Origin of the sequence: Paraburkholderia sp. J94 (genome assembly GCF_905220285.1) — a bacterium.
GTDB lineage: Bacteria > Pseudomonadota > Gammaproteobacteria > Burkholderiales > Burkholderiaceae > Paraburkholderia > Paraburkholderia tropica_A.
This window is the reverse complement of the sequence record NZ_CAJMZH010000002.1, coordinates 538,841-565,573: the sequence shown is the minus strand read 5'-3', so window position 1 is coordinate 565,573 and position 26,733 is coordinate 538,841. Positions and strand designations below refer to the sequence as shown.

The following is a 26,733-nucleotide window of genomic DNA, read 5'->3' as shown; positions in this document are numbered from 1 at the left end:
TTGCTAAGGATATCGAATCAGTATCAGGCGATGGTATCGACCACGCCGCCGTCGACGCGCAGCGCAGCGCCCGTGGTGGCGGAAGCCTGCGTCGAGCACGCATAGACGACCATGTTCGCCACTTCCTCCACGCTCGCGGCGCGGCGGATGATCGACGAGGCGCGATGTTGCTGCACGAAAGCCGCCGCGACTTCCTCGACCGTCTTGCCGGTCTTTGCGACTTCGTCCCGAAGCATCGCTTCCACGCCATCCGAAAGCGTCGGTCCTGGCAGCACCGAATTCACCGTCACGCCTGTGCCGGCGAGGCGCTTGGCGAGCCCGCGCGCCACGGCGAGCTGCGCGGTCTTGGTCATGCCGTAGTGAACCATGTCGGCGGGAATATTGAGTCCCGATTCCGACGAGATGAACACGATGCGCCCCCAGCCCTGCTTGACCATCGCGCCCGCATACGCGCGCGAGAGCCGCACGCCCGACATCACATTGGTTTCAAAAAATCGCTGCCATTCGCTATCGGGAATCTCGAAGAAATCTTCCTGCTGAAACACGCCGAGATTGTTGACGAGGATATCGACTTTTGGATGCGCTTTCACGAGCGCATCGCAGCCCTGCGTATTCGACAGGTCGCCGACGAAACCCTGCACTTGCGCGCCCGGCACAGCGGCGCGCACGGCCGCTTCGGCATCGTTGACGTTGGCGGCGTGGCGGCTGCTCACGATCACGGTCGCGCCGGTTTCGGCGAGACCTTTGGCGATGGCGAGGCCGATTCCGGCCGCCGAGCCGGTCACGAGCGCGAGTTTTCCAGACAAATCGATTTTCATCGTGGCTCCTTGCATCAATCGGGGGAGAAGGGTTGCGGGGCAGGCGAGCGTCAAGAACGGCAACGGGCAGTGTACTGCGCACGCTGTCCGGCTGCGCTCGGGGCTTGCATTTTAATTCGATCGATATAGAATCCGTTATTACTGTATCGAGTGATATAAAACAGCCTCTTCGAGAATGAAATCAAACATGTCAGCCCAGCCATCCACTCTTGGTGCGCGCGTGCCCGAGCGGCTCGACGCTTCGGCCTTGTTCGCGACGCTCGCGGGCCTGTGCGGCAGTTTCGTCGCCATCGGTCTTGCGCGTTTCGCCTACACGCCGTTGATTCCTGCGCTGATCCAGGCGCACTGGTTCACGGCATCGCAAGCCGTCACGCTCGGCGCGGCGAACTTCGCGGGTTATCTGCTGGGCGCGCTGCTCGGGCGGCCCATCGCCCATGCGCTCACGAACCGGCACGCGCTGCGCGTGCTCATGGCGACCGCCACGCTCGCGTTTTTTGCGTGTGCGTTGCCGCTGTCCGTGGCGTGGTTCTTCGTGTGGCGGCTCGCGTCCGGCGTGGCGGGCGGCGCGATCATGGTGCTGGTCGCCACGTCGATTCTTCCGCACGTGCCGCCCGCGCGACGCGGCTTCGTGAGCGGAATGATTTTTCTCGGGCTGGGGCTTGGCATCGCGGCGTCGGGAACGGTCATTCCCTCGCTGCTGCATGACGGTTTGCGCGCCGCGTGGATGGGCCTCGGCGCGCTCGCCTTGCTGCTGACGGCGATTAGCTGGTTCGGCTGGCCGGCCAGCGATGCGCCCGTTGCTGCCGCGCCCGCGCAAACTGCGGGTCACGCTGTAGGGGCACAAACGCCGCTGCGCGTGCTGTACGCGCAATACGCCGCCAATGCGTTGGGGCTCGTGCCCGCGATGATCCTGCTCGTCGATTATGTGGCGCGCGGACTCGGACGCGGTGCGTCGACCGGCGCGCATATCTGGGTGCTCTACGGCATGGCGGCGATCGCGGGACCGATTCTCTGCGGGCAACTCGCCGATCGGATCGGTTTCAAACTCGCCTGGCGTTTTGCGTTGTTGATTCAGGCCGTTGCGGTGGCGCTGCTGGCGCTGTCGAATCACACGGCAGCGGTGCTCGTCGCCACGCTGATCCTCGGGGCATTGACGCCGGGCGTCGTGCCGCTCGCGCTGGGCCGCATTCATGAACTCGTGCCGCACGATCATCTCGAACAGCGTGCCGCGTGGAGCCGCGCGACTACCGCATTCGCATTGTTTCAGGCGCTGGGCGGCTACGGTTATTCGTTTCTGTTTTCGCACACGCATGAAAACTACGCGTTGATTTTCGCGTGCGGCGCCGTTGCGCTCTCGCTGGCGTTTGTCGCGGATCTGGCGACGAGCCGGCTGTCGAAACGATGAGGCGCTAATCGCGATCGCGATAGCGATACACAAGACGAGCACGAGCGCCCGCATGCTTCAGGCATGCGGGCGCTTTTATTTTCAGCGCTCGAAATCGAAGCGCAATTGATCGGACGAATGCCCGGCGTTTGTTTTCGCTCAGTGGAGTCAACAGTGTGTTTCGTTAACATGCATTGTCGCGTTAAACTACGACTCATAGAATCCGAGTTACACGTTGCGACGGTGCAACGATCCACAGGAGCAGCAGCATGTCCAGACGCATTTTGATTATCGGGGCCGGTTTCGCCGGCATGTGGAGCGCGCTGAGCGCGGCGCGTTTGCTCGACGAGGCGGGCCGTGCGGACGTCGAAGTCACGTTGATCGCGCCGGAGCCGCATCTGCACGTGCGTCCGCGCCTGTACGAAGAAGGGCCGGAGAACATGAAGGCGCCGCTCACGGACATCTTCCGCGAAGCTGGTGTGAAGTTCGTGCAGGGCAGCGTGGCGCGTATCGACGTGGCGCGTCGTGAAGTGGAGGGTGTGGATGCGGATCAGCGCGCGTTCACGATGTCCTATGACCGCCTCGTGCTGGCGACGGGCAGCAAGCTGTTCCGCCCGGCCATCGCGGGCCTCGCGGAGCACGCGTTCAGCGTCGATCAGATCGACGAAGCGGCGGAACTCGAAGCCCATATCCGCGATCTCGCGCAACTGCCCGATACGCCCGCGCGAAATACCGTCGTGGTGGCGGGCGGCGGTTTCACCGGCATCGAAACGGCCGCGGAAATGCCCGCGCGTTTGCGCGCCGCGCTCGGCGGTAGCGCGCAAGTGCGTGTGATCGTCGTCGAACGTAACGAGGCGCTCGGTCCCGATCTCGGTCCAGGTCCGCGGCCCGTCATCGAGCAGGCGCTCGGCGAACTCGGCGTGCAGTGGAAACTGGGCCAGGGCGTGACGGCCGTCGACGCGCACGGCGTCACGTTGGCCGACGGCGAGCACATCGCCGCGAATACGGTCATCTGGACCGCCGGCGTGCGTGCGAGCGCGCTGACCGAGCAGATTCCCGCGCGCCGCGATACAGCGGGCCGTCTCTATGTCGATCGCCACCTTGCGGTCGAGGGCGTGCCGGGCGTGTACGCGACGGGCGACGTCGCGAGCGCGGCCACCGACGACGAAGGCAATCGCACGCTCATGTCGTGTCAGCACGCGATGAATCTTGGTCGCTCGGCAGGGCACAACGCCGCTGCCGATCTGCTGGGCCTCGACGCGCTGCCGTATAGCCAGCCGAAATACGTGACCTGTCTCGATCTCGGCCCGTGGGGCGCGGTCTATACCGAGGGCTGGGAGCGCGAAGTGAAGATGAGCGGCCAGGAAGCGAAGGCGCTCAAGCACCGCATCAATACCGAGTGGATTTATCCGCCGCGCGCCGAGCGTGAGGAGGTGTTCGCCTCGGCGGATCCGCGCCGGATCGTGGTGGCCTGATCGCCCCCATCCCCCACGCAGTCAATGAAAAAGGCCCTTGAAAAAGGGCCTTTTCTGCGTGGTCGATAAAAATCTCGGAAAGCTTACGCGCGATCGCTGCGCCGATTCGCGGCGCGGTCGGCAAACCACTCGACCACTTGATGACCGTGGCTCGCGGGCGCCTTCGAATGAGCGCGCGCGGCGAGGTCGGCGAGCGTGTGCTTTTCGAGTTCCTCGCGCATGCTGCGCTCGGCGGCCTGCATCACGGCGTGGATCGAGCAGGTGCCGCGCGTGGCCCAGGCGGGCGCTTCGTCATCGAAGACCGCGCATTGCGCGCGAATCTCGCGGCAGTCGAACAGGCGTTTGTCGCCGTCGATAGCGTCGACCACGTCTTGCACGGTGATGTGTTCGGGCGCACGCGCGAGCGCGAAGCCGCCGCGTACGCCTTCGGTGGCCGAAACGATGCCCGCTTTCGAGAGGCGCGTGAACAGCTTGGCCGCGTAATCGACCGACACGCCCTGCATCTCGGCGAGATCGCGCACGCTCGCTTCGCGCACGCCCGAAGGCTTCGCGAGATAGAGCAGGCAGTGCAAACCGTATTCGACCCCGGTGCTGATGAAAGACATGACGATACCGCGACTGATTGAATCGGAGTTAGAAGATTAACACAGGCGGACGCCGCGCGTCAGCCCGCCTGGCCCGGCAGCAATCCGAGCAGCGTGAGCGCGGGCGCGACGGCATTCACGAGCCAGTCGCGCTCCGGTTGAATGCGCGCGATCACGCGCAGGCCCAGCAACACGGCGAGCAGATGCTGCGCCGCTTCCTGTGCGCCGACTGTTTTGGCGATTTCGCCGCTGGCTTGACCGGCCTGCACGCAGCGCAGGAAAAAGTCGCGGATCTGCACGATTTCGGCGGCGAGCGCGGCGCGCAAGGCCTCGTCGTCGGGCGTGGCTTCGAGAACCGAATTCACCATCAGGCAGCCGCGTTTGGCGGGATCGTCGAGCGAGCGCTGCACGGTTTCCGCGAAAAATCCGGCGATGGCGGTGCCCGGCGTGCCGGCGGCTTCGTGGCGCGCGATGCGCTCGCGCAGCGACTGCTCCAGATAGTGATCGAGCACGCGCAGAAACAGCGCGCGTTTGTCGCCGAACGCGTTGTACAAGCTCGGCTGGGTGAGCCCGGTGGCCTTGACCAGATCGCGCGTGGAGGTGGCTTCGTAGCCGCGCGCCCAGAACGCGTCGCAGGCAGCGTCCAGCACGTGGGTTTCGTCGAATTCGCGAGGGCGGCCCATTGATGGCTCCGTGGCAAGGGAAGCCATCATTTTAGATCAATCGATATGAAACGGGGCGGCTCAGCTCGCCGCGCCCATTTCGGGATCGCTGATGCTGTCCCTGCCGGTTTCCACGCGGCCTGCGAAGCGGCGCGTGGTGCCGTCGGCGGCGCTCAGCGTGAAGTCGTACCAGCCGCCAGATGCGTCGAGCGGCCAGCTCTGCGTGACGCGTGCGCGCGGCGCGACGGTGAAGGCCCACGGTCCATCGCGGCGATAGGCGTTCGCGCTCACGGTGCAGGTGGCGGATTCGCGGCCTTCGTTGACGATGGCGATGCCGACGCTATTGGCGGCTGCGTCGTAGCTCACCTGCATTTCCAGTCCCGCTCCGTGCGGCGGCTGCCCCAGGTTGCCCGCGAAGCCGCGATGAAAGCCGTTGGGGCCGAGCACCCAGAGATCGTAGGCGCCCGCATCGGTGGGCGTGGGCGTCCACGTATCGGCGAGATGCTTGCCGGCTTCGACGGTATAGCGGCGCGGCGCGCGGTCGAGATGCCGTTTGTCGTAGACGTGAAAGACCGCGCCCGCGCTGCCTTCGTTGCTGAAGACGAGATGCACGTCGCGATGTTTCGCATCGACGCTCGCATGCGCATGCAGCCGATACGGCAGTGCGCGCGACGGACGCGCGACGCGCGCCTGATGCGGCATCGTCTGTTCGTTTTCTGCGGGCGCGTGCACGGTTTTGAGCGTGCTTTGCTGGGCGTTGAGCGCATCGGCGGCGGCGCGCGTGGGCGCAGGAAAATTCGTGGACGATTTTTCGTTCGGGCTACTGAAGTTAAATGCCGAGGTCATGTCGCCGCAAACGACACGCCGCCATGCGCTGATATTCGGCTCCAGCACGCCGAAGCGCTGTTCGAGAAAACGCAGCACGGACGTGTGATCGAACACCTGCGAATTGACGTAGCCGCCCGTGCTCCACGGCGAGATCACGAACATCGGTACGCGCGGACCGGGCCCGTAAGGCTGGCCGTCGGGCGCGAGCGGTTGTTTGTCGCCGGGCGGATTTGGCACCGTGAAATACTCGTGCTCCGTGCTGACTGTCGACTTGCCGGCATAGCTGCCGTCGTTGAGCGGCGAGGGCACGGCGGGCGGCGGCATATGATCGAAGAAGCAGTCGTTCTCGTCGTAGTTCACGAACAGCACGGTCTTGCTCCAGACCTCGGGATTCGCCGTGAGCGCGTCGAGCAGTTGCTGGATGTACCACGCGCCCTGGCCCGGCGTGGAAATGGCCGGATGCTCGCAATAGGCTTGCGGCGAGATGATCCAGCTCACTTGCGGCAGCCGGTTCGCCGTCACGTCGTCCTTGAGCGCCTGTAAAAAGCCGCCGTCGGGCAGCGTATTGCCGATGCCTTTATAGAGCGGCGATTGCGCTTCGATTTCCGGTGTCCACGGCGCGTTGGGCGCGCCCGCGATCGACTCGTGCACCTTGCGGAACGTGGCGAAACCCGCGAGCGGATTGTCGTTGTAATTGTCCGGCTGATTTTCGTAGACCTTCCAGCTCACGCCGGCTTTCTGCAGACGCTCCGCGTATGTGGTCCACGTGAGCCCCCTGGACGAACTGTCGAGCCAGTCCCAGCCATTGTTGTTGACCACGGCGTAGGGCGCGCCGCCGGGACCGTTGGTGCCGGTCCACAGGAAGAGGCGATTCGAGTTCGTGCCGCCATGCAGCGAGCAATGGTAGGCGTCGCAGATCGTGAAGGCATTCGCGAGCGCGAAATGAAACGGCAGGTCGGCGGCCTGCAAATAGCCCATCGACACATTGCCTTTCGCGCGCGGCCAGTGCGTCATGCGGCCCGCATCCCACGCGGCATGCGCGTCGAGCCATTCGTGCGCGCCGCCCGCGAGCAGCGCGTTGCCCTTGCTTTTGTCGAGGTAGAACGGCAGCAGCGTGCGCTCGCCGTCGCTTTGTTGCCAGATGGCAGCAAAGCGCGGCTGCGGAATCGTGATGCGGTCGCCGAAGCCGCGCACGCCTGGCAGCGTGCCGAGGTAATGATCGAACGAGCGGTTTTCCTGCATGAAGATCACGACATGCTCGACGTCCTGAATCGTGCCGGTCGCGTTGTGCGCCGGGATGGCGAGCGCGCGCCGGATCGCGGGCGGAAACAGGCTGAGCGCGGCGCCGGCCGCGGCGCTGCGCAGAAAGTGACGGCGGTCCTTCGAGGTCATCGTGCAACGTGCGGTGATGGTGAGGGGCGGATGCCGGCAAGGCACGCGTGAGCATGACACGTTGGCCGCGCGCGTGCGTATCGACTGTACCGGATTCAGGGAGCGCGCTGCGGGTGTCGTACCCCGTCGATGTCGCGAGTTTAAGCCAGTGTGCGCGGCACGCAAGCTGCTGCGTGCAGGGGAGGCGCGTCATTGGCGGAAATGCGCCGTTATCGGAGGTGTGCCATGAACAATCATCACAAGCGTGCTGAGCAACGGGCGGCGCCTGCCGCGCATGAAGCGCGTCATGCATCGCAGACGTCCCACGAATCGCAGGAACCCTCGCAGGAGGAGGCGCAGAGCGTGAAGCATCCGCGTCATGAGGGCGGTGAGCCGGTGGCGACCCGTCATCCGCACGAGCCGCGTTCGGTGGGCGTGCAGGGGCATCGCGATCTCGAACGCGGTTTGGAGGATACGGACCGCTGGGGTGGCGATGCGTATCAGTCGCGCACGCAAAACGACGCGCAGGCGAATCGCAACGCGAAGCCCAATGCGAATGCCCGGCGGCGCTGAATCAAGACGCGGGAATTGAATGACGTGTAAAAGCGCGCGCGGCGTCAATGTCTTTCGCGCCGCGCGCGTTTCATATCAGCGTGAATATTGAATCGGGCGAGTCCGGCGATCAGTCCGATTTCCCGCCGCCGTCGAGTCCCGCGCCTTTGCGCCAGACTTCCTTGCCGCGTTCCGAGAGTTCGCCGCTGCTGTGTGTGGCGTCGGGCTCGGTGCCGTGCACGGCCATATCGCCGCCGGGTGGCTCCTGTGACGGCTGTTTGTGCTGCTTGCGTTGCGCGACGCGGTCGTCCTGCGAGCGTCCTGCGTAGTCGGTCATGATGGCCCTCCTGGTGGCATCGTCATGCCTTACGCGCCGCAATGCGCGTGCCGCGACTTCATGGCAATCACTGAGGATGGCGAATCAATCGTCGTCACGGAGACGCTACGCGCCGCAGAATATCGAGTAATTGCGCCACGGCGAAAGGCTTGCGCAGAAAGCCGACCACGTCGGCGTCGGCGGGCAGCGTGACGAGCGCGGAGACGAGCACGAGCGGAACGGCCGCGAGCTTGCGGTCGCGGCGCATGGCGCGCATCAGTTCGAGGCCGTCCATGCGCGGCATCATGCAGTCGGAGATCACGACGTCGGGCGGGTCGGCGAGCGCGCTCTTGAGCGCGTCCGAGCCGTCCACGGCGGTCCTGACCCGATAGCCTTCCTGGCCGACCAGCTCCTTGAGCGCGTCCAGTGCGTTGCTGTCGTCGTCGACGAGTAATACGGTTGCCATACGTCGTTTACCTGTGCGGCGCGCATCGACCACCCCGGCGGTCCTCACGTCGCGTGCGCCCTTGTTCTTGCCGTGGCTGCGCCCTTGATCCGGGCAGTCCGAAGCCGGGGACCGTCCGGCACTCGGGGCGGAGTGCGCAAATTTCGTTCCCGGCGAGTCCGGGGGGGGCGTTGTCTGGCTGCTGCGCATAGGCGTCGACCGGTGTAAGCGGCGCTCAGCGGACCGCGAAAGGCCGCGGGCGCGCCTGCCGGTCGTGCGCGGCGACAATCGACGCAGACACTTCCGAAAAGCTGCCGAACGCCTCGTCGGGCAGCTCGCGCAGCGCGGCGAGCACGTCGGCGCGCGCGCCCGCGCGTTCGGCGCATTCGATCAGCGTGCCCGGATGGGCGGGGAAGGTCACGGTGTCGACGGCGCGCTCGACGCGCAATATCAGCGCCTCGCGTGCGACGTCCGGTATCGATGCGGGCATGGCAGTCTCCTGAATGACGTTGGCGTTGAATGGGCGTGCATTGCCGTTTTCTTCAGCAGATGGCGTTCCCGTCGATCCGTGTGTACGCATCGATCGGTGAATGCGGGGCGAATGCGGGGCGAGTCGTGGCAATTCATCGCTAATTCGCGGCTATTCATCCTGCATGAATAAATATCCGCGCCACATATCGACGGTGCCTACTAAAAACCATGCAAGCTTTATGCAATTCGTGCCCTAAACTGACGTGACCCCTTATCGAATTCCGAGCCAGCCGCGGCCGTGCGCAGTCCATGCTAAATCCGGTCAATATTCTTCTCGTCACGGTGCTGTCGAGCATCATGAGTCTCGCGATTCTCGGCTCGCTGCGGCCCGCCCGCATTCCTGGCGTGAGCCGCTGGATTGGCGCTTACGTGATGGCGAGCATCGCGCTCGTGCTCGCGGGCATGCAGCCCATGGGCATGCCGATCCTCACGATCCTCGTGTCGAACACGCTGCTCGCGGTCGCCGTCACGCGCGTGCTCGAAGGCTGCCGCGAGTTTTTCGGCCTGCGTCCGCGCGTGCCGCTCGCGTGGGCGGGCTGCGCGGCGCTGGCGGTCGGCATCGCGTGGTGGTACTGGGTGGAACCGGATCTCGGCGTGCGCATTGCGATCGTGTCGGCATTTCATGCGTCGGTTTATGGCGCGATCGGCTGGCTCGCGCTGCATGACCGGCCGCCCGGTCGACCGCGTTACAGCTACGGTTTCGTGACCTGGTCGGCGTGGCTGGGCGCGTTTGCGCACGGCCTGCGCGGCATGATTTACGGCAGCGGGCTCGTGCACCAGACCACGATGCTCGATTCCACGCCGTTCAATGTGGCGTATCTGGCGCTCGGCATTCTGGTGTTGCCGGCGCTCTCGATCGGCATGGTGCTGCTCGCGCACGACCGCATGGCGGAGCGGCTCGAACACCTCGCCAACCGCGACGAACTGACCGGCGCGCTCACGCGCCGCGCCTTCGTCACGCAAGCGGACGCCTTGCTCGGCGCGGCCCGCGCGATGGGCGCGCCGCTGGCGCTCGCCATCATCGACATCGATCATTTCAAGGCCGTCAACGATCTCTATGGCCACGCGGCCGGCGATCGCGTGCTGGCGCATTTCGGCCGCGTGATGTCGTCGGGCGTGCGTGAGACCGATCTGTTCGGGCGCTTGGGCGGCGAGGAATTCGCGCTGCTGTTTCCGGCGACGCAGCGCGAGCACGCCGCCGCGCGCGTCGACGCGCTGCGCGTGGCCGCGCTTTCGGTGCGGCGCACGGCGGATCAACCGGCGCCGATTCACGGAACGTCGGGCGCGGAGCAGAGCGGCTCAGGCGAGCCGCATCTCGCGCGCGAACCCGCCCACGACGGTTTGACCTTCAGCGCGGGCGTGGACGCGCTCGCTCCCGGTGACACCTTGACGACCCTGATGGCACGCGCGGACGCGGCGCTCTACGAAGCGAAAATGCGCGGCCGCAATCAGGTCGTGAGCGCGCGCGCCGCTGAATCGCGCGACGCGATTTCCGCAAACGACGACACAAAAATTTCATAACGCCGTCGGCAATATTTTCTTCTCGCTTCGCATGGCACGCGTTGTTCACGCATTGTTGCGTGCGGACGCGCCGCTGCGCGCTGGCTGAATCGATTGTTTCGCTTATTTACCTGCCAATAGCAGGGGATTCATGCTTGTCGCATGAAATCTTTGCCATCGCCGGTGTGCATTCGTTACGGTGAAAATAATTTCGGAATGCAAAGCGCATCGAAGCCGGTGAAATGCATCACGTGGCTGTTTTTAAAGGATAATTATCGAAGGTGCGTTAAACGTTCCCCGCAACGTTTGTTCCAGCGAGCTGTGCGCCATCGTGTGCGCGCCGCGCGGAACCGTACCCCATTCATCGGGCAAGCGTCTCTTTCCATCCACCCGTGGCGATTGCGCGAAGCGGTCATCGCACGAGTGCCGGGACGCTCGCTCAAGGCGTAAAGCGCCCGCATCCGCCTTTCAATTCGCAGCCGTTTGCGCGCGTCCGGGGGGATGCGTAGCGCGTCGACGGGAGATCGCGCCAAGGGGATCTCAGCGCAGCATCGCGGCCGCCGCGCGCGGCCGGCATGCGCTCGGGTTTGCGCTCAGCATTGCACTCGGGGCCGGGTGCGATGGCGCATCCGGCCCGCCCCTCGTCGCCACGCGCGCGCCCGTCTTTCATATCCGCAATTACCAGCTTGTTTTACCAGCCTGCAGCCTGGATGTCTCGCCATGCCTTCGCGCGCGAGGTGTCCAGGCACGGGTCTATCACCGGCCAGCTATCGCAGTCGATCTCGACCCAGATGTCGCTAGCGGGGGGCGGCCATTCACCACCAAGGAGCCTGAGATGAAAGCAGTGAATAACAACTGGCGTGACGCACACAACAACGACGCGGGCTTGCCCGCATTTCTTGCGGCGCGCGTCGACCGCTATTACGAGGCGCGCGTGCAGCAGACGTGGGCGGGCGGTCACATCATGATGGGCCGCGAGCCCGACGCGCAGGCGCTGCATCTGTCGAGCAACGACTATCTGTCGATCGCGCGGCACCCGGAAATTCTCGACGCGATGTGCACGAGCATCCGTTCGGAAGGCAACGGTCTGCTGATGTCGGGCATTTTCCTGCACGGCGACGCGTGTCCGCAACTCGTGCTCGAAGACCGCTTCGCCCGCTATATGGGCACCGAAGCGAGCGTGCTGTGTCAATCGGGATTCGCCGCCAATACGGGGCTGATCCAGTCGATCGCCAACGCGCAGACGCCCGTGTATGTCGACATGATGGCGCACATGTCGCTGTGGGAAGGCATTCGCAGCGCGGGCGCGAAACCCATCAGCTTCATGCATAACGATGCCGCGCATCTGGAGCAGCGCATTCGCCGTTACGGGCCGGGCATTGTGATGGTCGATTCGGTGTACAGCACGAATGGCAGTGTCTGTCCGTTGCAGGCCTTCGCCGAGGTGTGCGCCGCGCACGATTGCGTGTTCGTGGTGGACGAATCGCATTCGCTCGGCACGCACGGGCCGCACGGCGCGGGCATGGTCGCGGAATTGGGACTCGGCGAGCGCGTGCATTTCCGCACGGCGAGTCTCGCGAAAGCGTTTGCGGGACGCGCGGGCATCATCAGTTGTTCGCGGCGTTTTCAGGAGTATTTCAAGTTCGAAGCGTTGCCCGCCATTTTCAGTTCGACACTGCTGCCGCATGAAACCGCGGGTCTCGCGGCGACGCTCGACGTGATCGAGCGCGACGACTGGCGCCGCGCGCGGCTCGCGTCGAATGCGGATTATGTGCGTTCGCGTCTGACCGAGTTCGGCTACAACCTCAACGGCAGCGAAACGCAGATCGTCGCGCTTGAAGCGGGGCCGGAAACGCAGACCATCGTGCTGCGCGATGCGCTGGAAGCGCGCGGCATTTTCGGGTCGGTATTCTGCGCGCCCGCCACGGCGCAGAATCGCTCGCTGATTCGCCTGTCGATCAACGCGGCTATGAGCGATGCGGATATCGAGCGCCTCGTGGATGTCTGCAAGGCGATTCGCGACGAGGTGCAGATGTGGAACTGGCCGTCGACGCGCCGTCTCATGGAGCGTGGCGAAGGCCGTGCGCGCACGCGTCAGGCGCCCGCGCTGATCGAGCTGCCGGAAGCGGCGTGATAGAGCGCAGAGGGCGGATAAGGCTGGAAAAGCGTTAAGCCGTCAGGGCAGGCGTGGGGCGTTCAGTGCGTGCCCCACGCCGCTTGAATCTCGCGGTCGAGGCGTTGCAGATAGCCGTCGTAGGGCGCGACGCTGTCGAGCGTGAGGCCGGGCGGGCGCTTCACGATCGAATAGACGTAGCGGCGTTCGCCTTCGAATACCGATGCGGGATGCATGTAGAGCCGCCAGTCCGCGCATTGCGCCGGATAGTAGCCTTCGGTGCGCCAGAAGTAGGGCACGCTGCCGCAACTGTCGAGTTCGGCGAGAAAGCTCGCGGGCGCGCTTTGCTCGACGGCGATCTCGCGCACGCCGCGCAGCGATTCGTCGGTATGAATAATGAGCAGATAAGCGGTGCCTTCGGCGTCGAACATCAGAAGGCCGTGCGGCTGATACGAAAGGTAATGTTCGACAATGCCGAATGAATCGAAAATGCCTTGCACATGCGCCGCGAGCGCGCCGTCCTTGAGAAACGCATATTCCGATACCGCGAGTGCGTCGAGCACGCTGCCACTGGTTTTGTCGAAATGCGCGAGCTGCATGTCGTGAATGGCCTGATTCAAGGTCTCGACGGCATCGGCTTCATGCTTGCGGATAAAACGGTCGATTAGCCCTTCATTGAAACTTTTCACCGCCACGTGTTCGTCGGCCTTGCCGGTGAGCATGATCTTTTTGATTGAGGGATTCGTAAGGCGGCGGCAAAATTCGATACCGTTTAGTTCCGGCATGTCGTAATCCACCACTACGACCGAAATGGACTCGAAGCGCGCGGGCCGGTTCACGAGGCTGCGAATCGCGTCCACGCGCATGGCGATGACCTGATGCGCATCGTTTTCCTCGGTGCGGTCGAGATAGGGACTGAAGATGGGCGAGACGGGCTGATCCTGGGCCGCACGCGCATTGAGGTACTTGAGTCCTTCGCCGGGCGAGCTGAACATGCGGAACGCCAGTTCCGGGTCGAGCTGCAAGCTCAGATTCGAAAGAAATGCCGCACTGTCGTCGACGAAGGCGACTGTGGTTGGCCAGGAAAATGGCTGAATGGCTTTCGTCATGGCGTTGGGAATGTCAAAACGAACTCGGTATATTGGCCTTTGACCGAGGAGCAGGTAATCGCTCCCCCCATCGCTTGCATGACATCGCGGCAGAATGCCAGTCCGATTCCCGCGCCCAGCGATACGTCATCGGTGATGGTGCTTGAAGTATAAAAGCGGGTAAAGATGTGCGGCAAGGCTTCCGGCGAAATACCCGTTCCGGTATCGCTGAAAATCAAGCGATTAGCGCGTTTACCCGATTCAAGACGAATAGAAATATGCGCGCCTTCGATACTGCCCATATGGCGGAAGGCGTTTTTAATCAGATTGAACAGCACGTGCACGGTCAGCATTTCCGAGCCGGCGAATTCGAAATCGGGCCGCAGATTGCAATGCACGCGCGCGCGGTCGCCTTCGCGAAACGGATAGCGGGCCAGTGCCGTTTCCACGCAATGCACGATGGAGCAGGTGCTTGCGTTTTGCATCGTTCCGCCGGTAAAGCGCGCGGTGGCGAGCAGCATGTCGATGATCGCGTTCGAATGCAGCGCCTCCTGCTCGATGCGCCCGACCACGCCTTGCATCGAATGCAGATGCGCCACGCGTATTTTCGGCACCGGCAGGCGGTGACGCTGGGCCAGCAGATAGGTGTCGAGCAACGCGGGCAGATAGCGCATGAGGCCGGCGGCACCGACGCGGATGGCGACGAGCGGCGTGCGCAGTTCGTGCGCGACGCTGCCCGCGGTGGCGAGCATCGCGCGCTCCTGTTCGATCTGAATGCGGTCCTGGTCGTAATTGGCGATGGCGCCGATCGCCACGGCAAACGAGAAGATCGCCAGATGCGTGAGGTAGCCGCCAGTCAGCGTGAACGAATCGGACGTGAGCGTGTAGGCGAGCAGCGCCAGTCCGATGCCGACGAGAAATTGCAGCACGAGCATCAGCCAGTCGAGCAGCAGCACCATCACGAAGGCCGCGATCAGCGCGCTTTCCACCCAGACCTCATTGCCGTTGTTCTTGAACAGCATGAAGGTGAAGAAAAACGGCAGGCCGTAAAGCGTGCAGAAATACCAGTACCACGGCAGGAATTTTTTTATCGCAACGGGCCAGCGGTCCGGGAACAGGAACGGCGCAAACAGCGCGGACCCGATCAGGCGCAGCGTGAGATTTTCATAAGGCTGAGGAAACAGGACTTTCCAGACGTAGTAGTAAAGCGGAAAGCCGATTGTCGCGACCACGGCGAAGGGCCGCATGCGCCGCTTCACGTATTGCATGTTGCGCAACGCGGGCGCGAACGCGTGCGCCATGAACGCCTTCAGCGCAGCCCATTCGCGCCGCGCGCGCAGCGTGATTCTCGATACGTTCATCAGGATGGAATCGCTCATCGTTGGGTGCCGTGCCGTGCCGTGCCGTGCCGTCGGCGGCGCTGCTGTGCGTGTGCACACGTCGCGGCGCGTGCGTTGCGTTGTGCCAGCCGCGCGTCCCCGTGGGCGCTCTGGCAGCGCTTTCGGCCAGAGCAAACGATACCATCATTGCGATGCGCCGTTCGGGCGGCGCGGGGAGCGAACAGTCAGGGTTCAGCGGAGGGTTTTGCGCGCGGTAAGCATTCGATGCCCGGCGCATCGTTTGCGCGTGTGCCGCGATTATCGTGCGCCGATCCGGCTGCGCATGAACGTGTCGATGGCGTCGTCGAGCGTGGCGCGCGCGTCGCGATGGGGAGAATGGCCGCCCGCGTCGAGCGTGAGCACGTGCGCGTGAGGCACCGCCGCGCCGATCGCCTCGATTTGCGCCAGCGTGCCGTATTGATCGTCGCGCGCCTGCACGGCGAGCAGCGGCGCGGTAATCGGCGCGAGCGTCTCGACGACATTCCACGCGCGGAATGCCGGATCGAGCCAGATGTCGTTCCAGCCGTAAAACGCGGAATCGACGTCGTCGTGATAGCGCGAAAGTTTGGCGCGCAGAGTCGTTTGCGGGTTTGTCTGCTGTGCCGTTGCTTCGTAGGCCCGCTTGGTTTGCGCAATGCTCTCGACTGAAATCGTTTCCACGAAGACATGCGGCGCGATCACGACCGCGCCCGCGAGCGCGCGCGGAAAAGATGCCGCGTAAAGCAGTGCGATCGAGGCGCCGTCGCTATGCCCGATGAGCCACATATGCGCGCGCTCGGCATCGCTCACGCCGAGCACATCGAGCAGCGCGGGCAACACGTCGCGCGCCTGACGCGACATGAAATCGACGGGCCATTTTTCCGTGGACGCGCGCGGCGTGGAGCGGCCATAACCGGGCCGCGAATAAACGAGCCCGCGCAAGCCGAGGCGTTCGCATAACGCTTGCGGCCAGTCCTTCCACATCGCAATCGAGCCGAGTCCTTCGTGCAGAAAAACGGCGATGGGCGCATGCGCGTCGTCGACGCCGATCCAGCGGTATTCGATACTCAGCGCGCCGCGCCTGGCGGGAAAGTCGGCGCTGGCGGGCAACACGGTAAATTCGCTTGCGTTCATGAATTCAAGGCGGAGATTGAAATTGTTCGCGCAGCCGGAAACGCTGGATTTTGCCGGTCGCGGTCTTCGGCAAATCGTCGACGAAAAGAATATCGCGCGGATACTTATGCGGCGCCAGACGCGTTTTCACGAAGGCCTTGAGCGTTGCGGCCATCGTGTCGGGTTCGGCGCATTCGGCCTGACGCTCGCGCTTGAGCACGACGAATGCGCAAGTCTTGACGAGCCCGTTTTGCTCGACGCCGATCACCGCCGCTTCGAGTACGGCTTCGTGCTGCACGAGCACCATCTCCACTTCGATTGGCGAGACATATTGGCCGCTGACCTTGAGCATGTCGTCGCTGCGGCCCGCGTAAACATAGCAGCCGCCCGGCAGGCGACGATATTTGTCGCCGCTCTTGACCCAGTCGCCGAGAAAGGTCGCGCGCGATTTCTCGCGATTGTTCCAATACATTAGCGCGGCGCTCGGGCCGCGAATATAGAGGTCGCCAATTTCGCCATCGGCAACGAGCTGGCCGGATTCGTCGCGCAATTCGACGTCGTAGCCAGGAACCGGGCGGCCCGTGGTGCCGTATTCGACATCGCCGGGACGATTCGACAAAAAGATATGCAGCATTTCCGTGGAGCCGAGTCCGTCGAGAATATCGCTGCCGAAATGCTGGCGAAAGCGCTCGCCGATTTCGCGCGGCAACGCTTCACCCGCCGAGGTGCAGATGCGCAGCGCGACGTCCGCGCGCGCGGGCAAGGACGGCGAGGCCATCATGCTCGCGTAGAGCGTAGGCACGCCGTAGAACACGGTCGGGCGATGCTGCACTAGGCGCGCGAATACCGCGTCGGCGGTGGGGCGCTCGGCCATCAGCACGGTGGTCGCGCCAACCGAAAGCGGAAACGACAGAGCGTTGCCGAGTCCATACGCGAAAAAGAGTTTAGCGGCTGAAAAGACCACGTCGGTTTCGCGGATGCCGAGTATCGGTTTCGCGTAGGTTTCGACGGTCCAATAAAGGTTCGCGTGCGTGTGAACTGTGCCCTTCGGCTTTCCAGTCGAACCGGACGAATAGAGCCAGAAGGCGATATCGTCGGCGCTGGTGGGCGCGATGTGCGCGGCGGGTGCGGCGTTGTCGATAAGTGTGCGCAGCGAGGTTTCGGTCGATTGATCCGCAAGCGGTTGCGACACGACGAGCGTGCAGTCTTCGCAGCCCGCCTGGTCGAGCGCGGGCTTCACCGCAGGCAGCACGGCGCCCGATGCGATGACGACGCGCGCGCGGCTATGCGCGAGCATATAGGCGTAATCGGCGGCCGTGAGCAGTGTGTTGACGATCACGGGCACCACGCCCGCAAGCAGCGCGCCGAGAAACACGACCGGCAATTCGACGGTGTCGAGCATCACGAGCAGGATGCGTTGTTCGGCATGCACGCCTAGCGCACGCAAGACGCTAGCAAAACGGCGCGCGCGCGTTTCGAGTTCGCCATAAGCGAGGGTTGTGTGATCGTCGATATAGGCGGGTTTATCGGTGCGCGCGGCGTTTAACGCGAACAGATGCGCGGCGAAATTGAATTGCACGGGAGGGGGAATAACGGAATTGATTGACGCTGCCTTCGTGTCCACGATGCTGTCTCCGTTTTGTCCGCCTCGATCGCGTGCCGCCGATCGCCGCTTGTTATATTGCTTCCAATATTGCCAGGGATTGCTAATGATTGTTTGAGGTCGTGCGTGGTGTTCGCCGTCTTGGAGCCGCTCGCGCGCGTGTCTCCAGCGCGTCCTCAATGCGTCCGATCTGTGCCGGACCGCAAGGTATGCACGATCGTGCAGGCAGTCGCGCCACGATTTGACCTTGAGCGGCCAGGCAGCGCGACGGGCTATCGCCACGTGCGCTTTTGGCGGAAAATTAGCGCTTAGACAAGTCCGTGTCAAGCACTATAGTACATAAAATCGCGCTGAGAGGTTTCTGAAAATGAAGCAAACATACGTTGCCGAGCCGCAGGCGGACGAGGCCGCCGAGGCACAGGAAGGCGCACGCGGCGAGCGTGCCGAGCGCGATCCGTTTCTCACGGCGATGGGCGAGCGCGTGCGCATGCTGCGCGCGCGGCGCGGCATGACGCGCAAGGCGCTGGCGACGGAAACCGGGCTGTCCGAGCGTCATCTGGCGAATCTCGAATCGGGCGTCGGCAATGCCTCGGTGCTGGTCCTGCGCCAGATTGCGATCACGCTGAACTGCTCGCTCGCGGAAGTGACCGGCGACGTCACGACGTCGTCGGCGGAATGGCTGTTGATCCGCGAGTTGCTGCAAGGGCGCGACCCGGCCGCGCTGCATCGCGCGCGCGTCGCGCTCGCGGAGATGTTTTCCCAGGCGCCCGCCGATCCGCACCGCAACGAACGCATCGCGCTGATCGGTCTGCGCGGCGCGGGAAAATCCACGCTGGGCCGCATGCTCGCGCAGGAACGCAAGGTGCCGTTCGTCGAACTCACGCGCGTGATCGAGCAGATGGCGGGCTGCCCGCCTGCGGAAATCCACTCGCTTTACGGCGCGAGCGCGTATCGCCGCTACGAGCAGCGCGCGCTCGAAGCGGTGATCGCGGAGCATCCACGCGCCGTGATCGCGTCGCCGGGCGGTCTCGTCTCCGAGCCTGCGACGTTCAACGCGCTGCTCGCGCACTGCTTCACGGTCTGGTTGCAGGCCGCGCCCGAGGATCATATGCGCCGCGTGGTCGCGCAAGGCGACTTGCGGCCGATGTCGGGTCACGCCGGCAACAGCGAGGCGATGGACGATCTCAAACGTATTCTCGCGGGCCGCGCCGAACTCTACGGCCGCGCGGACATGAGTTTCGACACCAGCGAACGCACGCTCGCCGACGCCTATCTGCAACTGCGCGACCGGCTGGCGGCGCGGTTGGGCGCGGAGTTGCCGGTGCGCGTCGATTGACGTTTTGGAGGTCGCGGGGCGCGTGAGTCGTCCTGCATTGCAGTTCATGGTTTACCCGTCGTGGCGGCTTGATATGCACTAAAGTGCTTTACATGGATGGGGTGTAGCACTATCGTTCATTGAAACGATGAGATGAACATCCCCAGGAGACGCCCATGGCCGCCGCCGACACCGTCCTCGCCCCGCAAGAAGCCGCGCTGGCCGCGCGCGTTGCAGCCGTTTCACCCGTTGCGCCAGTCGCGCCAGTCGCGCCGGTCGATTACCGGACCGATCCCTCGCGCTATCGACACTGGACGCTCAGCTTCGACGGCGCGATCGCGACGCTCGGGCTCGATATCGCCGAGGACGGCGGACTACGCGAGGGCTACAAGCTCAAACTGAATTCGTACGATCTGGGCGTCGATATCGAATTGCACGACGCGCTTCAGCGCATTCGTTTCGAGCATCCCGAAGTGCGCACGGTGGTGCTCACGAGCCTCAAGGAGCGCGTGTTCTGCTCGGGCGCGAATATCTTCATGCTCGGCCTTTCCTCGCATGCCTGGAAGGTCAACTTCTGCAAGTTCACCAACGAAACGCGTAACGGCATCGAAGATGCGTCGCGCCATTCGGGACTCAAATTCATTGCGGCGGTCAACGGCGCGTGCGCGGGCGGCGGTTATGAACTCGCGCTCGCCTGCGACGAGATTCTGCTCGTGGACGATCGCTCGTCGACAGTCGCGCTGCCCGAGGTGCCGCTGCTCGGCGTGCTGCCCGGCACCGGCGGCCTCACGCGCCTGACCGACAAGCGCAAGGTGCGCCACGATCGCGCCGATATTTTCTGCACCGTGGTGGAGGGCATTCGCGGCGAGCGCGCGAAGGCGTGGCGTCTCGTCGACGACGTGGTGAAGCCCAATCAGTTTCGCCAGGCTGTGCACGCGCGCGCGCTCGAACTGGCCGCGTCGAGCAACCGTCCCGTGGGCGCGCAAGGCGTGACGCTGACGCGCGTGGAGCGCGTCGAGCACGAGAACGGCTTGCGCTACGCGAACCTCGACGTAACGATCGATCGCGCGAAGCGCACGGCGACATTCACGGCGAAAGCGCCGGTCGCGCCGTTGCCCGAAGGCATCGACGCAATCGTCGCGGCGGGCGCGGCATGGTGGCCGCTGCAATTCGCACGAGAACTCGATGACGCAATTCTCTCGATGCGCAGCAACGAACTCGATATCGGCACCTGGATACTCAAGACCGAAGGCGACGCGCGCGCGGTGCTGGCCGCCGACGCTGCGCTGCTCGCGCATCGCGAGCACTGGTTCGTGCGCGAGACCATCGGCATGCTGCGCAGAACGCTCGCGCGTATCGACGTGTCGTCGCGTTCGCTGTTTGCGCTGATCGAACCGGGATCGTGTTTCGCGGGCACGTTCGCGGAACTGGCTTTCGCCGCCGACCGCACCTATATGGCGGCGCTGCCTTCGAACGAGGATGAAGAACCCGTTATTACGTTATCCGAAGCGAATTTCGGTCTCTATCCGATGGTCACGCATCAGTCGCGGCTCGCACGGCGTTTCTATAACGAAGCAGAACCGCTCGACGCGGCGCGCGCGAAGATCGGCGAACCGGTCAAGCCTGTGGAAGCGGAGCGCCTCGGTCTCGTGACGGCCGCGCCCGACGATATTGACTGGTCCGACGAGATTCGCATCGCGCTGGAAGAACGTGCGGCCATGTCGCCCGATGCGCTCACAGGGCTCGAAGCCAATCTGCGCTTCAATGGCCCGGAAACGATGGAGACGCGCATCTTTGGCCGCCTTTCGGCATGGCAGAACTGGATCTTCAATCGCCCGAACGCCGTGGGCGAGAAGGGCGCGCTCAAGGTGTACGGCAAGGGCAGCAAGGCGCAGTTCGATGCCACGCGCGTTTGAGTGTCGCTTGTATCGCGTTTGAATTTCGCATGAATCGCCGCAAGGAACCGACATGTCGACCATCAATTACAGCGAAAAGATTCCGAACAACGTCAATCTCGCCGACGACCGCACGCTTCAGCGCGCACTGGAACAGTGGCAGCCGAATTTTCTTTCGTGGTGGGGCGACATGGGGCCCGACGGCTCGCAGGGATTCGACGTTTATCTGCGCACGGCGGTGAGCGTGGACGCGGGCGGCTGGGCGCATTTCGATCACGTGAAAATGCCCGACTATCGCTGGGGTATTTTTCTCACGCCAGGCGAAGCCGAACGCAAGATTCATTTCGGCGCGCACAAGGGCGAACCCGCGTGGCAGGAGGTGCCGGGTGAGCATCGCGCGAACCTGCGCCGCATCATCGTCACGCAGGGCGATACCGAACCCGCGTCGGTCGAGCAGCAACGTCATCTGGGTCTGACTGCGCCGTCGATGTACGATCTGCGCAACCTGTTTCAGGTGAACGTGGAGGAGGGGCGGCATTTGTGGGCGATGGTGTATCTGCTGCATCGCTACTTCGGTCGAGATGGTCGTGAGGAAGCCGAAGCATTATTGGAGCGGCGTTCCGGCGACGACGACAATCCGCGCATTCTCGGCGCATTCAACGAGAGAACGCCTGACTGGCTGGCGTTCTTCATGTTCACGTATTTCACCGACCGCGACGGCAAGTTCCAGCTTTCCGCACTCGCGGAATCGGGCTTCGATCCGCTCGCGCGCACCACGAAATTTATGCTGACCGAGGAAGCGCATCATATGTTCGTCGGCGAATCGGGCGTCTCGCGCGTGGTGCAGCGCACGGCGCAGGCGATCAACGAACTCGGCACCGACGACGCGGCGCGTCTGCGCGCAGCGGGCGTGATCGACCTCGACACGATCCAGCGCTATCTGAACTTCCATTACTCGGTGACGATCGACCTGTTCGGCGCCGACCATTCGTCGAATGCGGCGACGTTCTACAGTTCCGGCCTCAAGGGCCGCTACGAGGAAACGAAACGCGACGACGATCACCGCCTCGAAGGCCAGCAGTATCGGCTGCTCGACGTGCAGGAGGGCAAGCTCGTGGAGCGCGAGGTGCCCATGCTCAACGCCATGAACGAAGTGCTGCGCGACGATTACATCAAGGACTCGGTCGCGGGCGTGAACCGCTGGAACAAGGTGCTGGAGAAGGCGGGCATCGGCTTTCGGCTGAGCGTGCCGCACAAGGCGTTCAACCGGCAGATCGGCACCTTCGCGGGCTTGCGCGTAGCGCCTGATGGCCGTGTGATCGACGAGGCGCAATGGGCCGCGAACGAGGCGAACTGGCTGCCTACCGCCGAAGATCGCGCGTATGTGGCCTCGCTGATGGGGCGCGTGGTGGAGCCCGGCAAGTTCGCCAACTGGATCGCGCCGCCCGCGATGGGCATCAATCGTCAGCCCGTCGATTTCGAGTACGTGCGCTTCAACTGAAAGACGGCGCGGCAGGCAGGGAGACAATCATGAACGGACCGGTTCCCGTGGACATTCTCAGGCAGCATTTGATCGATCCCGAGATCTGCATTCGCTGCAACACCTGCGAAGAAACCTGTCCGATCGATGCGATCACGCATGACGGCACGAATTATGTGGTGAAGGCCGAGGTCTGCAACGGCTGCATGGCGTGCGTGCCGCCGTGTCCCACGGGCGCGATCGACAATTGGCGCAACGTGTTCAAGGCGAATGCATACAGCCTCGACGAGCAGTTTTCGTGGGACGAATTGCCGACGCAGAATCCCACGGTAAGCGCGCCCGCAGCGGCGGAAAGCGTATCGCAAGACGCCGTGAGCGAGGAGCCGGATGCGGCGGTCGTCGGTTCGGATCTTGTGCGCGGTTCGACCGTGCCGCCATGGTCGGCGGCGCGTCCTTACGTGAATCTCTACACGCACAAGGCGCCGACGACGGCCACGGTGGTCGGCAACTATCGCCTCACCGACGAGGCCACGGAAAGCGATATCCATCACCTCGTGCTCGACTTCGGCGCGATGCCGTTTCCTGTGCTCGAAGGACAGTCGATCGGCATTCTTCCGCCTGGTGAGAGCGCCGAGGGCCGCGCGCATCACGCGCGTCAATATTCGATTGCGAGTCCGCGCGATGGCGAGCGGCCCGGCTACAACAACGTCTCGCTCACGGTGAAGCGCGTGACGCGCGATCACGGCGGCAAGGCCACGCTCGGCGTGTGTTCGAACTATCTCTGCGATCTGAAGAAAGGCGACGTGGTGACGGTGATCGGGCCGTTCGGCGACACTTTCCTGATGCCGAATCATCCGAACTCGCATTTGCTGATGATCTGCACCGGCACCGGTTCTGCGCCGATGCGCGCGATGACCGAATATCGCCGTCGCCGCAGGCTCAAAGGCGCAACGGGCAAACTGATGCTGTTCTTTGGTGCACGCACGCAGGCGGAATTACCTTATTTCGGACCGCTGATGAATTTGCCGAAGGATTTCATCGACACGAATCTCGCACTTTCGCGCACGCGCGGAAAACCGAAGCGTTATGTGCAGGACGCCATGCGCGAGCGGGCCGCCGATGTCGCGCCGCTGCTCGCGGATGGCAACACGCATGTTTATGTCTGCGGGCTCAAGGGCATGGAGGACGGCGTGTTGCAGGCGCTTGCCGAAATCGCCGAGGCGCACGGCCTCGGTTGGGAGGCGCTGTGGGAGCGGCTCAAGCGCGAAGGGCGGCTGCACCTCGAAACGTATTGAGGGCGCGTACGCGCTGGAATGGAGCATCGATTCAGGTTCAAAACGATTTGTGCACGATCGTTCGCAACGAGGTAGGATGTCGGGACGGCGGCGCGCGCGTCAACCTTGCGCAACAGTCAGTCGCAAGACAGAGGCGCACACTGCCCGATTTTTTGGGCGCATCTGTGCATACGCACGCATACGTGAGCACACACGCGCACGCGTTGGCGAAACCCAGCGCGCAACCCAGCGCAACCCGACGGAGACCGGACTGCCATGAACCTCGTTGCTGAATTGCCCGCCGACCTGAGCGGCCTCGAACAACTCCAGCGCATGCTCGCGAGCGGGCGCAGCGCACCCATCGGCGAAACCCTTGGTTTCAAGCTCGTCGAAGTCGACGAAGGCCGCGTGGTGTTCGAAGGCGTGCCGGGACTGCATGCGTACAACCCCATCGGCACGGTGCATGGCGGCTACGCGGCCACGCTGCTCGATTCGGCCTGCGGCTGCGCGGCCCATTCGCGCCTCGCGCCGAATCAGGGTTACACCACGCTGGAACTCAAGGTGGCCTACCACCGTCCGATGACCGCGAAGACGGGGCCGGTGCGTGCGGAAGGGCGCGTGCTGAGCATCGGCCGTCGCGCGGCTTTCGCGGAGGCGTCGATTACCGATGCGGCGGGCAAGCTCTATGCGTCGGCGACCTCGACGCTGCTTGTTTTCGAACGTGAGTCGTCCAGCACTTGATGCAGCGCGGATAAAGACGGGCACGGCGCTCGCTTCCCGCGGTTTACAGGGAACCAACAAGGCCTCGCGGCTGCCACATCATCAGCGAGGGCCGTGACAGCCGCACGGCTTCCCAACCGCAAGGAGACAGCATGGACGCCGTGCATTCCTTCCTGCGCTCGCGCAGACGCTTTGTCGCGAAGCTGGGCGCCGCCGTGTGCGGCGCGGCCTTACCCGCAGTGTTTCCCACTGTTGTGCCGATATCCGCGGCACGGGCCGCGCCGAATCCCGATCATTCGAAACTCGAAACAGTCGCGACCTTCGGCGACGATTTTCGCCTCGTCGGCATTGGCGTGACGAAAGCGGGGCGCGTATTCGCGACCGCGCCTTCGTCGGTGCATCGATCGCGCTTCAGCGTCGTCGAAGTCGATCTGCGCAGCGGCAGCCTGCTGCCGTTTCCCGACACGCGCTGGAACACGTATCAGCCGAATCGCACTGGTGAGCGTCAGTGGATTTCGGCGCAGGCGCTCTGGGTGGACGAACGCGACCGCCTGTGGGTGCTCGACTCGTCGCTGCCCACTGCCGATCAGCGCCTGCAGCCGCCCAAGCTCTTGCAGTTCGATCTCGAGAAGCCCACGCCCGTGCGCACTTATACGTTCGAGTCCGCGATCACGCCCGCCGATTCGATCAACGACGTGCGCATCGATCTACAGCACGGCTATGCGTTCATCAGCAATGCGGGCAATCGGGGCGGCGTGGTGGTCGCGCGCTTGAGCGACGGACGCGCGCGCCTCGTGCTGGCGGGCGACCGCTCCAGCGTTTCCGATCCGAAGCAGCATCTGATGTTCGGCGACCGCGTGGCGCGCAAGCTCGACGGCCAGGTGCTCGTGCTGCAAACCGACGGCATCGCGCTGTCGCCGCAGCGCGACTGGCTCTACTATCGTCCGCTCACCGATCATCACTATTGGCGCGTGCCGACCGAGGCGCTCGTCGACGAAACGCTCTCGCCGCAAGCGCTCGGGCAGCGCGTGCAATCGCTCGGCGATTACGCGCTCACAGGCGGCTTGCTGATGGGCGCGGACGGCACGCTTTACGGCGGCGATCTCGAACAGCGCACGGTGGTGGCGCTCGCGCCCGTGACGCTCGAGGGCAAACCGGCCTTCACGCAACGCACGCTCGTCGATGATCCCGGCAAGATCTCATGGGCCGATGGATTCGCACTCCAGAATGATTATCTGTATTTCGCGGACTCGCATCTGCACGAGTTGAACTTCTCGAATGGCTATCCGCGCAAAGGGCGATTCGCGATCTTTCGCGTGAAGCTGCCGCCGCAGCCGTCGGGATTATTCGCGGGCTGAAGCGGCGGCACGGGGGACCTTGCCTCGGCGATCAAAGCGCGCCGTGCGCCTTGTCCTCGATGAGTTTGACGAGCGTGTGCAGCAGGCGATTCGCGGGCGTCGCCACGCCGAGCGCTGCGCCGCGCCGCACGATCAGGCCATTCAGGTGATCGATTTCGCTGCGCTTGCCGCGCGCGAGATCCTGCGCGGTGGACGAGAACTGTCCCGGCATGGTTTCGGCAATGCGGCGCACGGCGGCTTCGACGTCGGGCGGCAGCGTCACGCCGTCGGCATGCGCCACGGCCTTGCATTCCTCGACCACGTCATGCATGGCGTCGCGCACGCCCGCGCCTTCCACGAGACGTCCGTACGGCAATTGCGTGATCGCCGATAGCGCGTTGTACGCGCAGTTCAGAATCAGCTTCGCCCAGAGCGCGCCGCGCACGTTCGCGGAGATTTCGGTCGGCACGTCCGCGTCGATCAGTGTCTGCGCGACGGCTTCGCTGCTGCGCGACGGCTCGATCACGAGTTCGCCTCGGCCATGATGGCGCACATGGCCGGGCCCGGCCATTTCCGTCGCCACATAGACCACGGCGGCGGCCACGTCCTGCGGAATCACGGTGCGCAAACGCTCGGCGTTATCGACGCCGTTTTGCAACGTGAGCACGAGCGTGTCCGCGCCGAGATGCGGTTTGATCGATTCGCCCGCGCTCTCGGTATCGGGAGACTTCACGCAAAACAGCACGAGCTGCGCGCCCGCCACGGCGGCGGGCTCCGTGCTGCCGCGCAGATGCGGCGCGCCGATCCGCTCGTCGAAGGTCTGCGTTTCCAGACGCAAACCCTCGCGTTCGATGACCTCGACGTGCTGGGCGCGGCCGATCAGCACGACGTCGTGTCCCGCGCGTGCGAGCATGCCGCCGTAATAGCAGCCCACCGCGCCCGCCCCCATGATGGCGACTTTCATTTGCGTT

23 protein-coding genes are annotated in these 26,733 nt (G+C 64.0%); 11 read left to right on the top strand and 12 right to left on the bottom strand.

Translation table 11 applies throughout. The features are described from left to right. Positions 1-23: 23 nt before the first annotated feature. A complete protein-coding gene (locus U4Y88_RS05800; protein ID WP_321782855.1) occupies positions 24-818 on the bottom strand; it encodes an SDR family oxidoreductase in 795 nt (264 codons plus the stop codon). Between the two features lie 187 nt (positions 819-1,005). On the opposite strand from U4Y88_RS05800, the gene U4Y88_RS05795 reads away from it, so the two are divergent. Both U4Y88_RS05795 and U4Y88_RS05790 read left to right on the top strand, forming a co-directional pair. Next, positions 1,006-2,223, top strand: coding sequence for a YbfB/YjiJ family MFS transporter (locus U4Y88_RS05795; RefSeq protein ID WP_321782853.1), 1,218 nt, complete (start codon positions 1,006-1,008; stop codon positions 2,221-2,223). Between the two features lie 248 nt (positions 2,224-2,471). Then, positions 2,472-3,677, top strand: a complete 1,206-nt coding sequence (locus U4Y88_RS05790; protein WP_321782851.1) for an NAD(P)/FAD-dependent oxidoreductase — start codon at positions 2,472-2,474, stop codon at positions 3,675-3,677. An 83-nt stretch (positions 3,678-3,760) separates the two neighbouring features. On the opposite strand, the gene U4Y88_RS05785 is transcribed toward U4Y88_RS05790, so the two are convergent. The 3 genes from U4Y88_RS05785 to U4Y88_RS05775 are packed head-to-tail and all read right to left on the bottom strand — an operon-like array spanning position 3,761 to position 7,143. Beyond that, complete coding sequence (locus U4Y88_RS05785; RefSeq protein ID WP_224009673.1) at positions 3,761-4,282, bottom strand: RrF2 family transcriptional regulator; 522 nt, start codon at positions 4,280-4,282, stop codon at positions 3,761-3,763. A 59-nt stretch (positions 4,283-4,341) separates the two neighbouring features. Next, the gene (locus tag U4Y88_RS05780) at positions 4,342-4,944 is read right to left on the bottom strand and encodes a TetR/AcrR family transcriptional regulator (protein ID WP_321782849.1); all 603 of its coding nucleotides are present in this window, start codon (positions 4,942-4,944) and stop codon (positions 4,342-4,344) included. 60 nt (positions 4,945-5,004) lie between these two features. Next, the gene (locus U4Y88_RS05775; protein ID WP_321782847.1) at positions 5,005-7,143 is read right to left on the bottom strand and encodes a phosphocholine-specific phospholipase C; all 2,139 of its coding nucleotides are present in this window, start codon (positions 7,141-7,143) and stop codon (positions 5,005-5,007) included. A gap of 225 nt (positions 7,144-7,368) precedes the next feature. Between U4Y88_RS05775 and U4Y88_RS05770 the strand changes: the two genes are divergently transcribed. Continuing rightward, positions 7,369-7,695: a hypothetical protein gene (locus U4Y88_RS05770; protein ID WP_321782845.1), complete on the top strand. Its 327-nt coding sequence runs from the start codon at positions 7,369-7,371 to the stop codon at positions 7,693-7,695. 109 nt (positions 7,696-7,804) lie between these two features. Here U4Y88_RS05770 and U4Y88_RS05765 read toward each other — a convergent pair whose 3' ends face one another. The 3 genes from U4Y88_RS05765 to U4Y88_RS05755 form a co-directional block, all read right to left on the bottom strand. Beyond that, on the bottom strand, positions 7,805-8,011 hold the full coding sequence (locus U4Y88_RS05765) for a hypothetical protein (protein WP_224009665.1): 207 nt from the start codon (positions 8,009-8,011) through the stop codon (positions 7,805-7,807). Positions 8,012-8,105: 94 nt separating this feature from the next. Beyond that, on the bottom strand, positions 8,106-8,456 hold the full coding sequence (locus U4Y88_RS05760; protein ID WP_310631789.1) for a response regulator: 351 nt from the start codon (positions 8,454-8,456) through the stop codon (positions 8,106-8,108). Between the two features lie 214 nt (positions 8,457-8,670). Beyond that, a complete protein-coding gene (locus U4Y88_RS05755; protein WP_224009661.1) occupies positions 8,671-8,925 on the bottom strand; it encodes a DUF2795 domain-containing protein in 255 nt (84 codons plus the stop codon). 290 nt (positions 8,926-9,215) lie between these two features. Between U4Y88_RS05755 and U4Y88_RS05750 the strand changes: the two genes are divergently transcribed. Both U4Y88_RS05750 and cqsA read left to right on the top strand, forming a co-directional pair. Next, positions 9,216-10,487, top strand: coding sequence for a GGDEF domain-containing protein (locus U4Y88_RS05750; protein ID WP_321782843.1), 1,272 nt, complete (start codon positions 9,216-9,218; stop codon positions 10,485-10,487). 814 nt (positions 10,488-11,301) lie between these two features. After that, positions 11,302-12,600, top strand: coding sequence for an alpha-hydroxyketone-type quorum-sensing autoinducer synthase (gene cqsA, locus U4Y88_RS05745; protein ID WP_321782841.1), 1,299 nt, complete (start codon positions 11,302-11,304; stop codon positions 12,598-12,600). A 62-nt stretch (positions 12,601-12,662) separates the two neighbouring features. Here the strand turns inward: cqsA and U4Y88_RS05740 are convergent, their stop codons facing one another. The 4 genes from U4Y88_RS05740 to U4Y88_RS05725 all read right to left on the bottom strand — a co-directional run bounded on the left by U4Y88_RS05740 (position 12,663) and on the right by U4Y88_RS05725 (position 17,762). Further along, positions 12,663-13,604, bottom strand: coding sequence for a response regulator (locus U4Y88_RS05740; RefSeq protein ID WP_321782839.1), 942 nt, complete (start codon positions 13,602-13,604; stop codon positions 12,663-12,665). An 80-nt stretch (positions 13,605-13,684) separates the two neighbouring features. Further along, on the bottom strand, positions 13,685-15,046 hold the full coding sequence (locus U4Y88_RS05735) for a sensor histidine kinase (protein WP_224009654.1): 1,362 nt from the start codon (positions 15,044-15,046) through the stop codon (positions 13,685-13,687). Positions 15,047-15,304: 258 nt separating this feature from the next. Continuing rightward, positions 15,305-16,159, bottom strand: a complete 855-nt coding sequence (locus U4Y88_RS05730) for an alpha/beta fold hydrolase (protein WP_321782837.1) — start codon at positions 16,157-16,159, stop codon at positions 15,305-15,307. A 4-nt stretch (positions 16,160-16,163) separates the two neighbouring features. Continuing rightward, the gene (locus U4Y88_RS05725; protein WP_321782835.1) at positions 16,164-17,762 is read right to left on the bottom strand and encodes a benzoate-CoA ligase family protein; all 1,599 of its coding nucleotides are present in this window, start codon (positions 17,760-17,762) and stop codon (positions 16,164-16,166) included. 346 nt (positions 17,763-18,108) lie between these two features. Here U4Y88_RS05725 and U4Y88_RS05720 point away from each other — a divergent pair, with 346 nt between their 5' ends. The 6 genes from U4Y88_RS05720 (at position 18,109) to U4Y88_RS05695 (ending at position 25,783) form a co-directional block, all read left to right on the top strand. Next, positions 18,109-19,077, top strand: a complete 969-nt coding sequence (locus tag U4Y88_RS05720; RefSeq protein ID WP_224009648.1) for a helix-turn-helix transcriptional regulator — start codon at positions 18,109-18,111, stop codon at positions 19,075-19,077. Between the two features lie 155 nt (positions 19,078-19,232). After that, positions 19,233-20,972, top strand: coding sequence for a 2,3-epoxybenzoyl-CoA dihydrolase (gene boxC / locus U4Y88_RS05715; RefSeq protein WP_321782833.1), 1,740 nt, complete (start codon positions 19,233-19,235; stop codon positions 20,970-20,972). Positions 20,973-21,024: 52 nt separating this feature from the next. Then, positions 21,025-22,452 carry a benzoyl-CoA 2,3-epoxidase subunit BoxB gene (boxB, locus tag U4Y88_RS05710; protein WP_310630709.1) on the top strand — a complete coding sequence of 476 codons (1,428 nt, stop codon included), beginning with the start codon at positions 21,025-21,027 and terminating at the stop codon, positions 22,450-22,452. Between the two features lie 29 nt (positions 22,453-22,481). Continuing rightward, on the top strand, positions 22,482-23,726 hold the full coding sequence (gene boxA, locus U4Y88_RS05705) for a benzoyl-CoA 2,3-epoxidase subunit BoxA (RefSeq protein ID WP_321782831.1): 1,245 nt from the start codon (positions 22,482-22,484) through the stop codon (positions 23,724-23,726). 255 nt (positions 23,727-23,981) lie between these two features. Beyond that, complete coding sequence (locus U4Y88_RS05700; protein WP_224009640.1) at positions 23,982-24,446, top strand: PaaI family thioesterase; 465 nt, start codon at positions 23,982-23,984, stop codon at positions 24,444-24,446. 131 nt (positions 24,447-24,577) lie between these two features. Next, entirely contained in the window at positions 24,578-25,783 is a 1,206-nt protein-coding gene (locus U4Y88_RS05695) for an L-dopachrome tautomerase-related protein (protein WP_321782829.1), read from the top strand. 31 nt (positions 25,784-25,814) lie between these two features. Here U4Y88_RS05695 and U4Y88_RS05690 read toward each other — a convergent pair whose 3' ends face one another. After that, entirely contained in the window at positions 25,815-26,726 is a 912-nt protein-coding gene (locus U4Y88_RS05690; RefSeq protein WP_321782827.1) for a 2-dehydropantoate 2-reductase, read from the bottom strand. Positions 26,727-26,733 lie beyond the last annotated feature (7 nt).

Coding starts and splice junctions, on each gene's coding strand:
- U4Y88_RS05800 (WP_321782855.1), bottom strand. CDS start 818: ATGAAAATCGATTTGTCTGGAAAACTCGCGCTCGTGACCGGCTCGGCG.
- U4Y88_RS05735 (WP_224009654.1), bottom strand. CDS start 15,046: ATGAGCGATTCCATCCTGATGAACGTATCGAGAATCACGCTGCGCGCG.
- U4Y88_RS05760 (WP_310631789.1), bottom strand. CDS start 8,456: ATGGCAACCGTATTACTCGTCGACGACGACAGCAACGCACTGGACGCG.
- U4Y88_RS05775 (WP_321782847.1), bottom strand. CDS start 7,143: ATGACCTCGAAGGACCGCCGTCACTTTCTGCGCAGCGCCGCGGCCGGC.
- boxB (WP_310630709.1), top strand. CDS start 21,025: ATGTCGACCATCAATTACAGCGAAAAGATTCCGAACAACGTCAATCTC.
- boxA (WP_321782831.1), top strand. CDS start 22,482: ATGAACGGACCGGTTCCCGTGGACATTCTCAGGCAGCATTTGATCGAT.
- U4Y88_RS05770 (WP_321782845.1), top strand. CDS start 7,369: ATGAACAATCATCACAAGCGTGCTGAGCAACGGGCGGCGCCTGCCGCG.
- cqsA (WP_321782841.1), top strand. CDS start 11,302: ATGAAAGCAGTGAATAACAACTGGCGTGACGCACACAACAACGACGCG.
- U4Y88_RS05765 (WP_224009665.1), bottom strand. CDS start 8,011: ATGACCGACTACGCAGGACGCTCGCAGGACGACCGCGTCGCGCAACGC.
- U4Y88_RS05795 (WP_321782853.1), top strand. CDS start 1,006: ATGTCAGCCCAGCCATCCACTCTTGGTGCGCGCGTGCCCGAGCGGCTC.
- U4Y88_RS05700 (WP_224009640.1), top strand. CDS start 23,982: ATGAACCTCGTTGCTGAATTGCCCGCCGACCTGAGCGGCCTCGAACAA.
- U4Y88_RS05730 (WP_321782837.1), bottom strand. CDS start 16,159: ATGAACGCAAGCGAATTTACCGTGTTGCCCGCCAGCGCCGACTTTCCC.
- U4Y88_RS05790 (WP_321782851.1), top strand. CDS start 2,472: ATGTCCAGACGCATTTTGATTATCGGGGCCGGTTTCGCCGGCATGTGG.
- U4Y88_RS05755 (WP_224009661.1), bottom strand. CDS start 8,925: ATGCCCGCATCGATACCGGACGTCGCACGCGAGGCGCTGATATTGCGC.
- U4Y88_RS05720 (WP_224009648.1), top strand. CDS start 18,109: ATGAAGCAAACATACGTTGCCGAGCCGCAGGCGGACGAGGCCGCCGAG.
- U4Y88_RS05695 (WP_321782829.1), top strand. CDS start 24,578: ATGGACGCCGTGCATTCCTTCCTGCGCTCGCGCAGACGCTTTGTCGCG.
- U4Y88_RS05750 (WP_321782843.1), top strand. CDS start 9,216: ATGCTAAATCCGGTCAATATTCTTCTCGTCACGGTGCTGTCGAGCATC.
- U4Y88_RS05780 (WP_321782849.1), bottom strand. CDS start 4,944: ATGGGCCGCCCTCGCGAATTCGACGAAACCCACGTGCTGGACGCTGCC.
- U4Y88_RS05785 (WP_224009673.1), bottom strand. CDS start 4,282: ATGTCTTTCATCAGCACCGGGGTCGAATACGGTTTGCACTGCCTGCTC.
- U4Y88_RS05690 (WP_321782827.1), bottom strand. CDS start 26,726: ATGAAAGTCGCCATCATGGGGGCGGGCGCGGTGGGCTGCTATTACGGC.
- boxC (WP_321782833.1), top strand. CDS start 19,233: ATGGCCGCCGCCGACACCGTCCTCGCCCCGCAAGAAGCCGCGCTGGCC.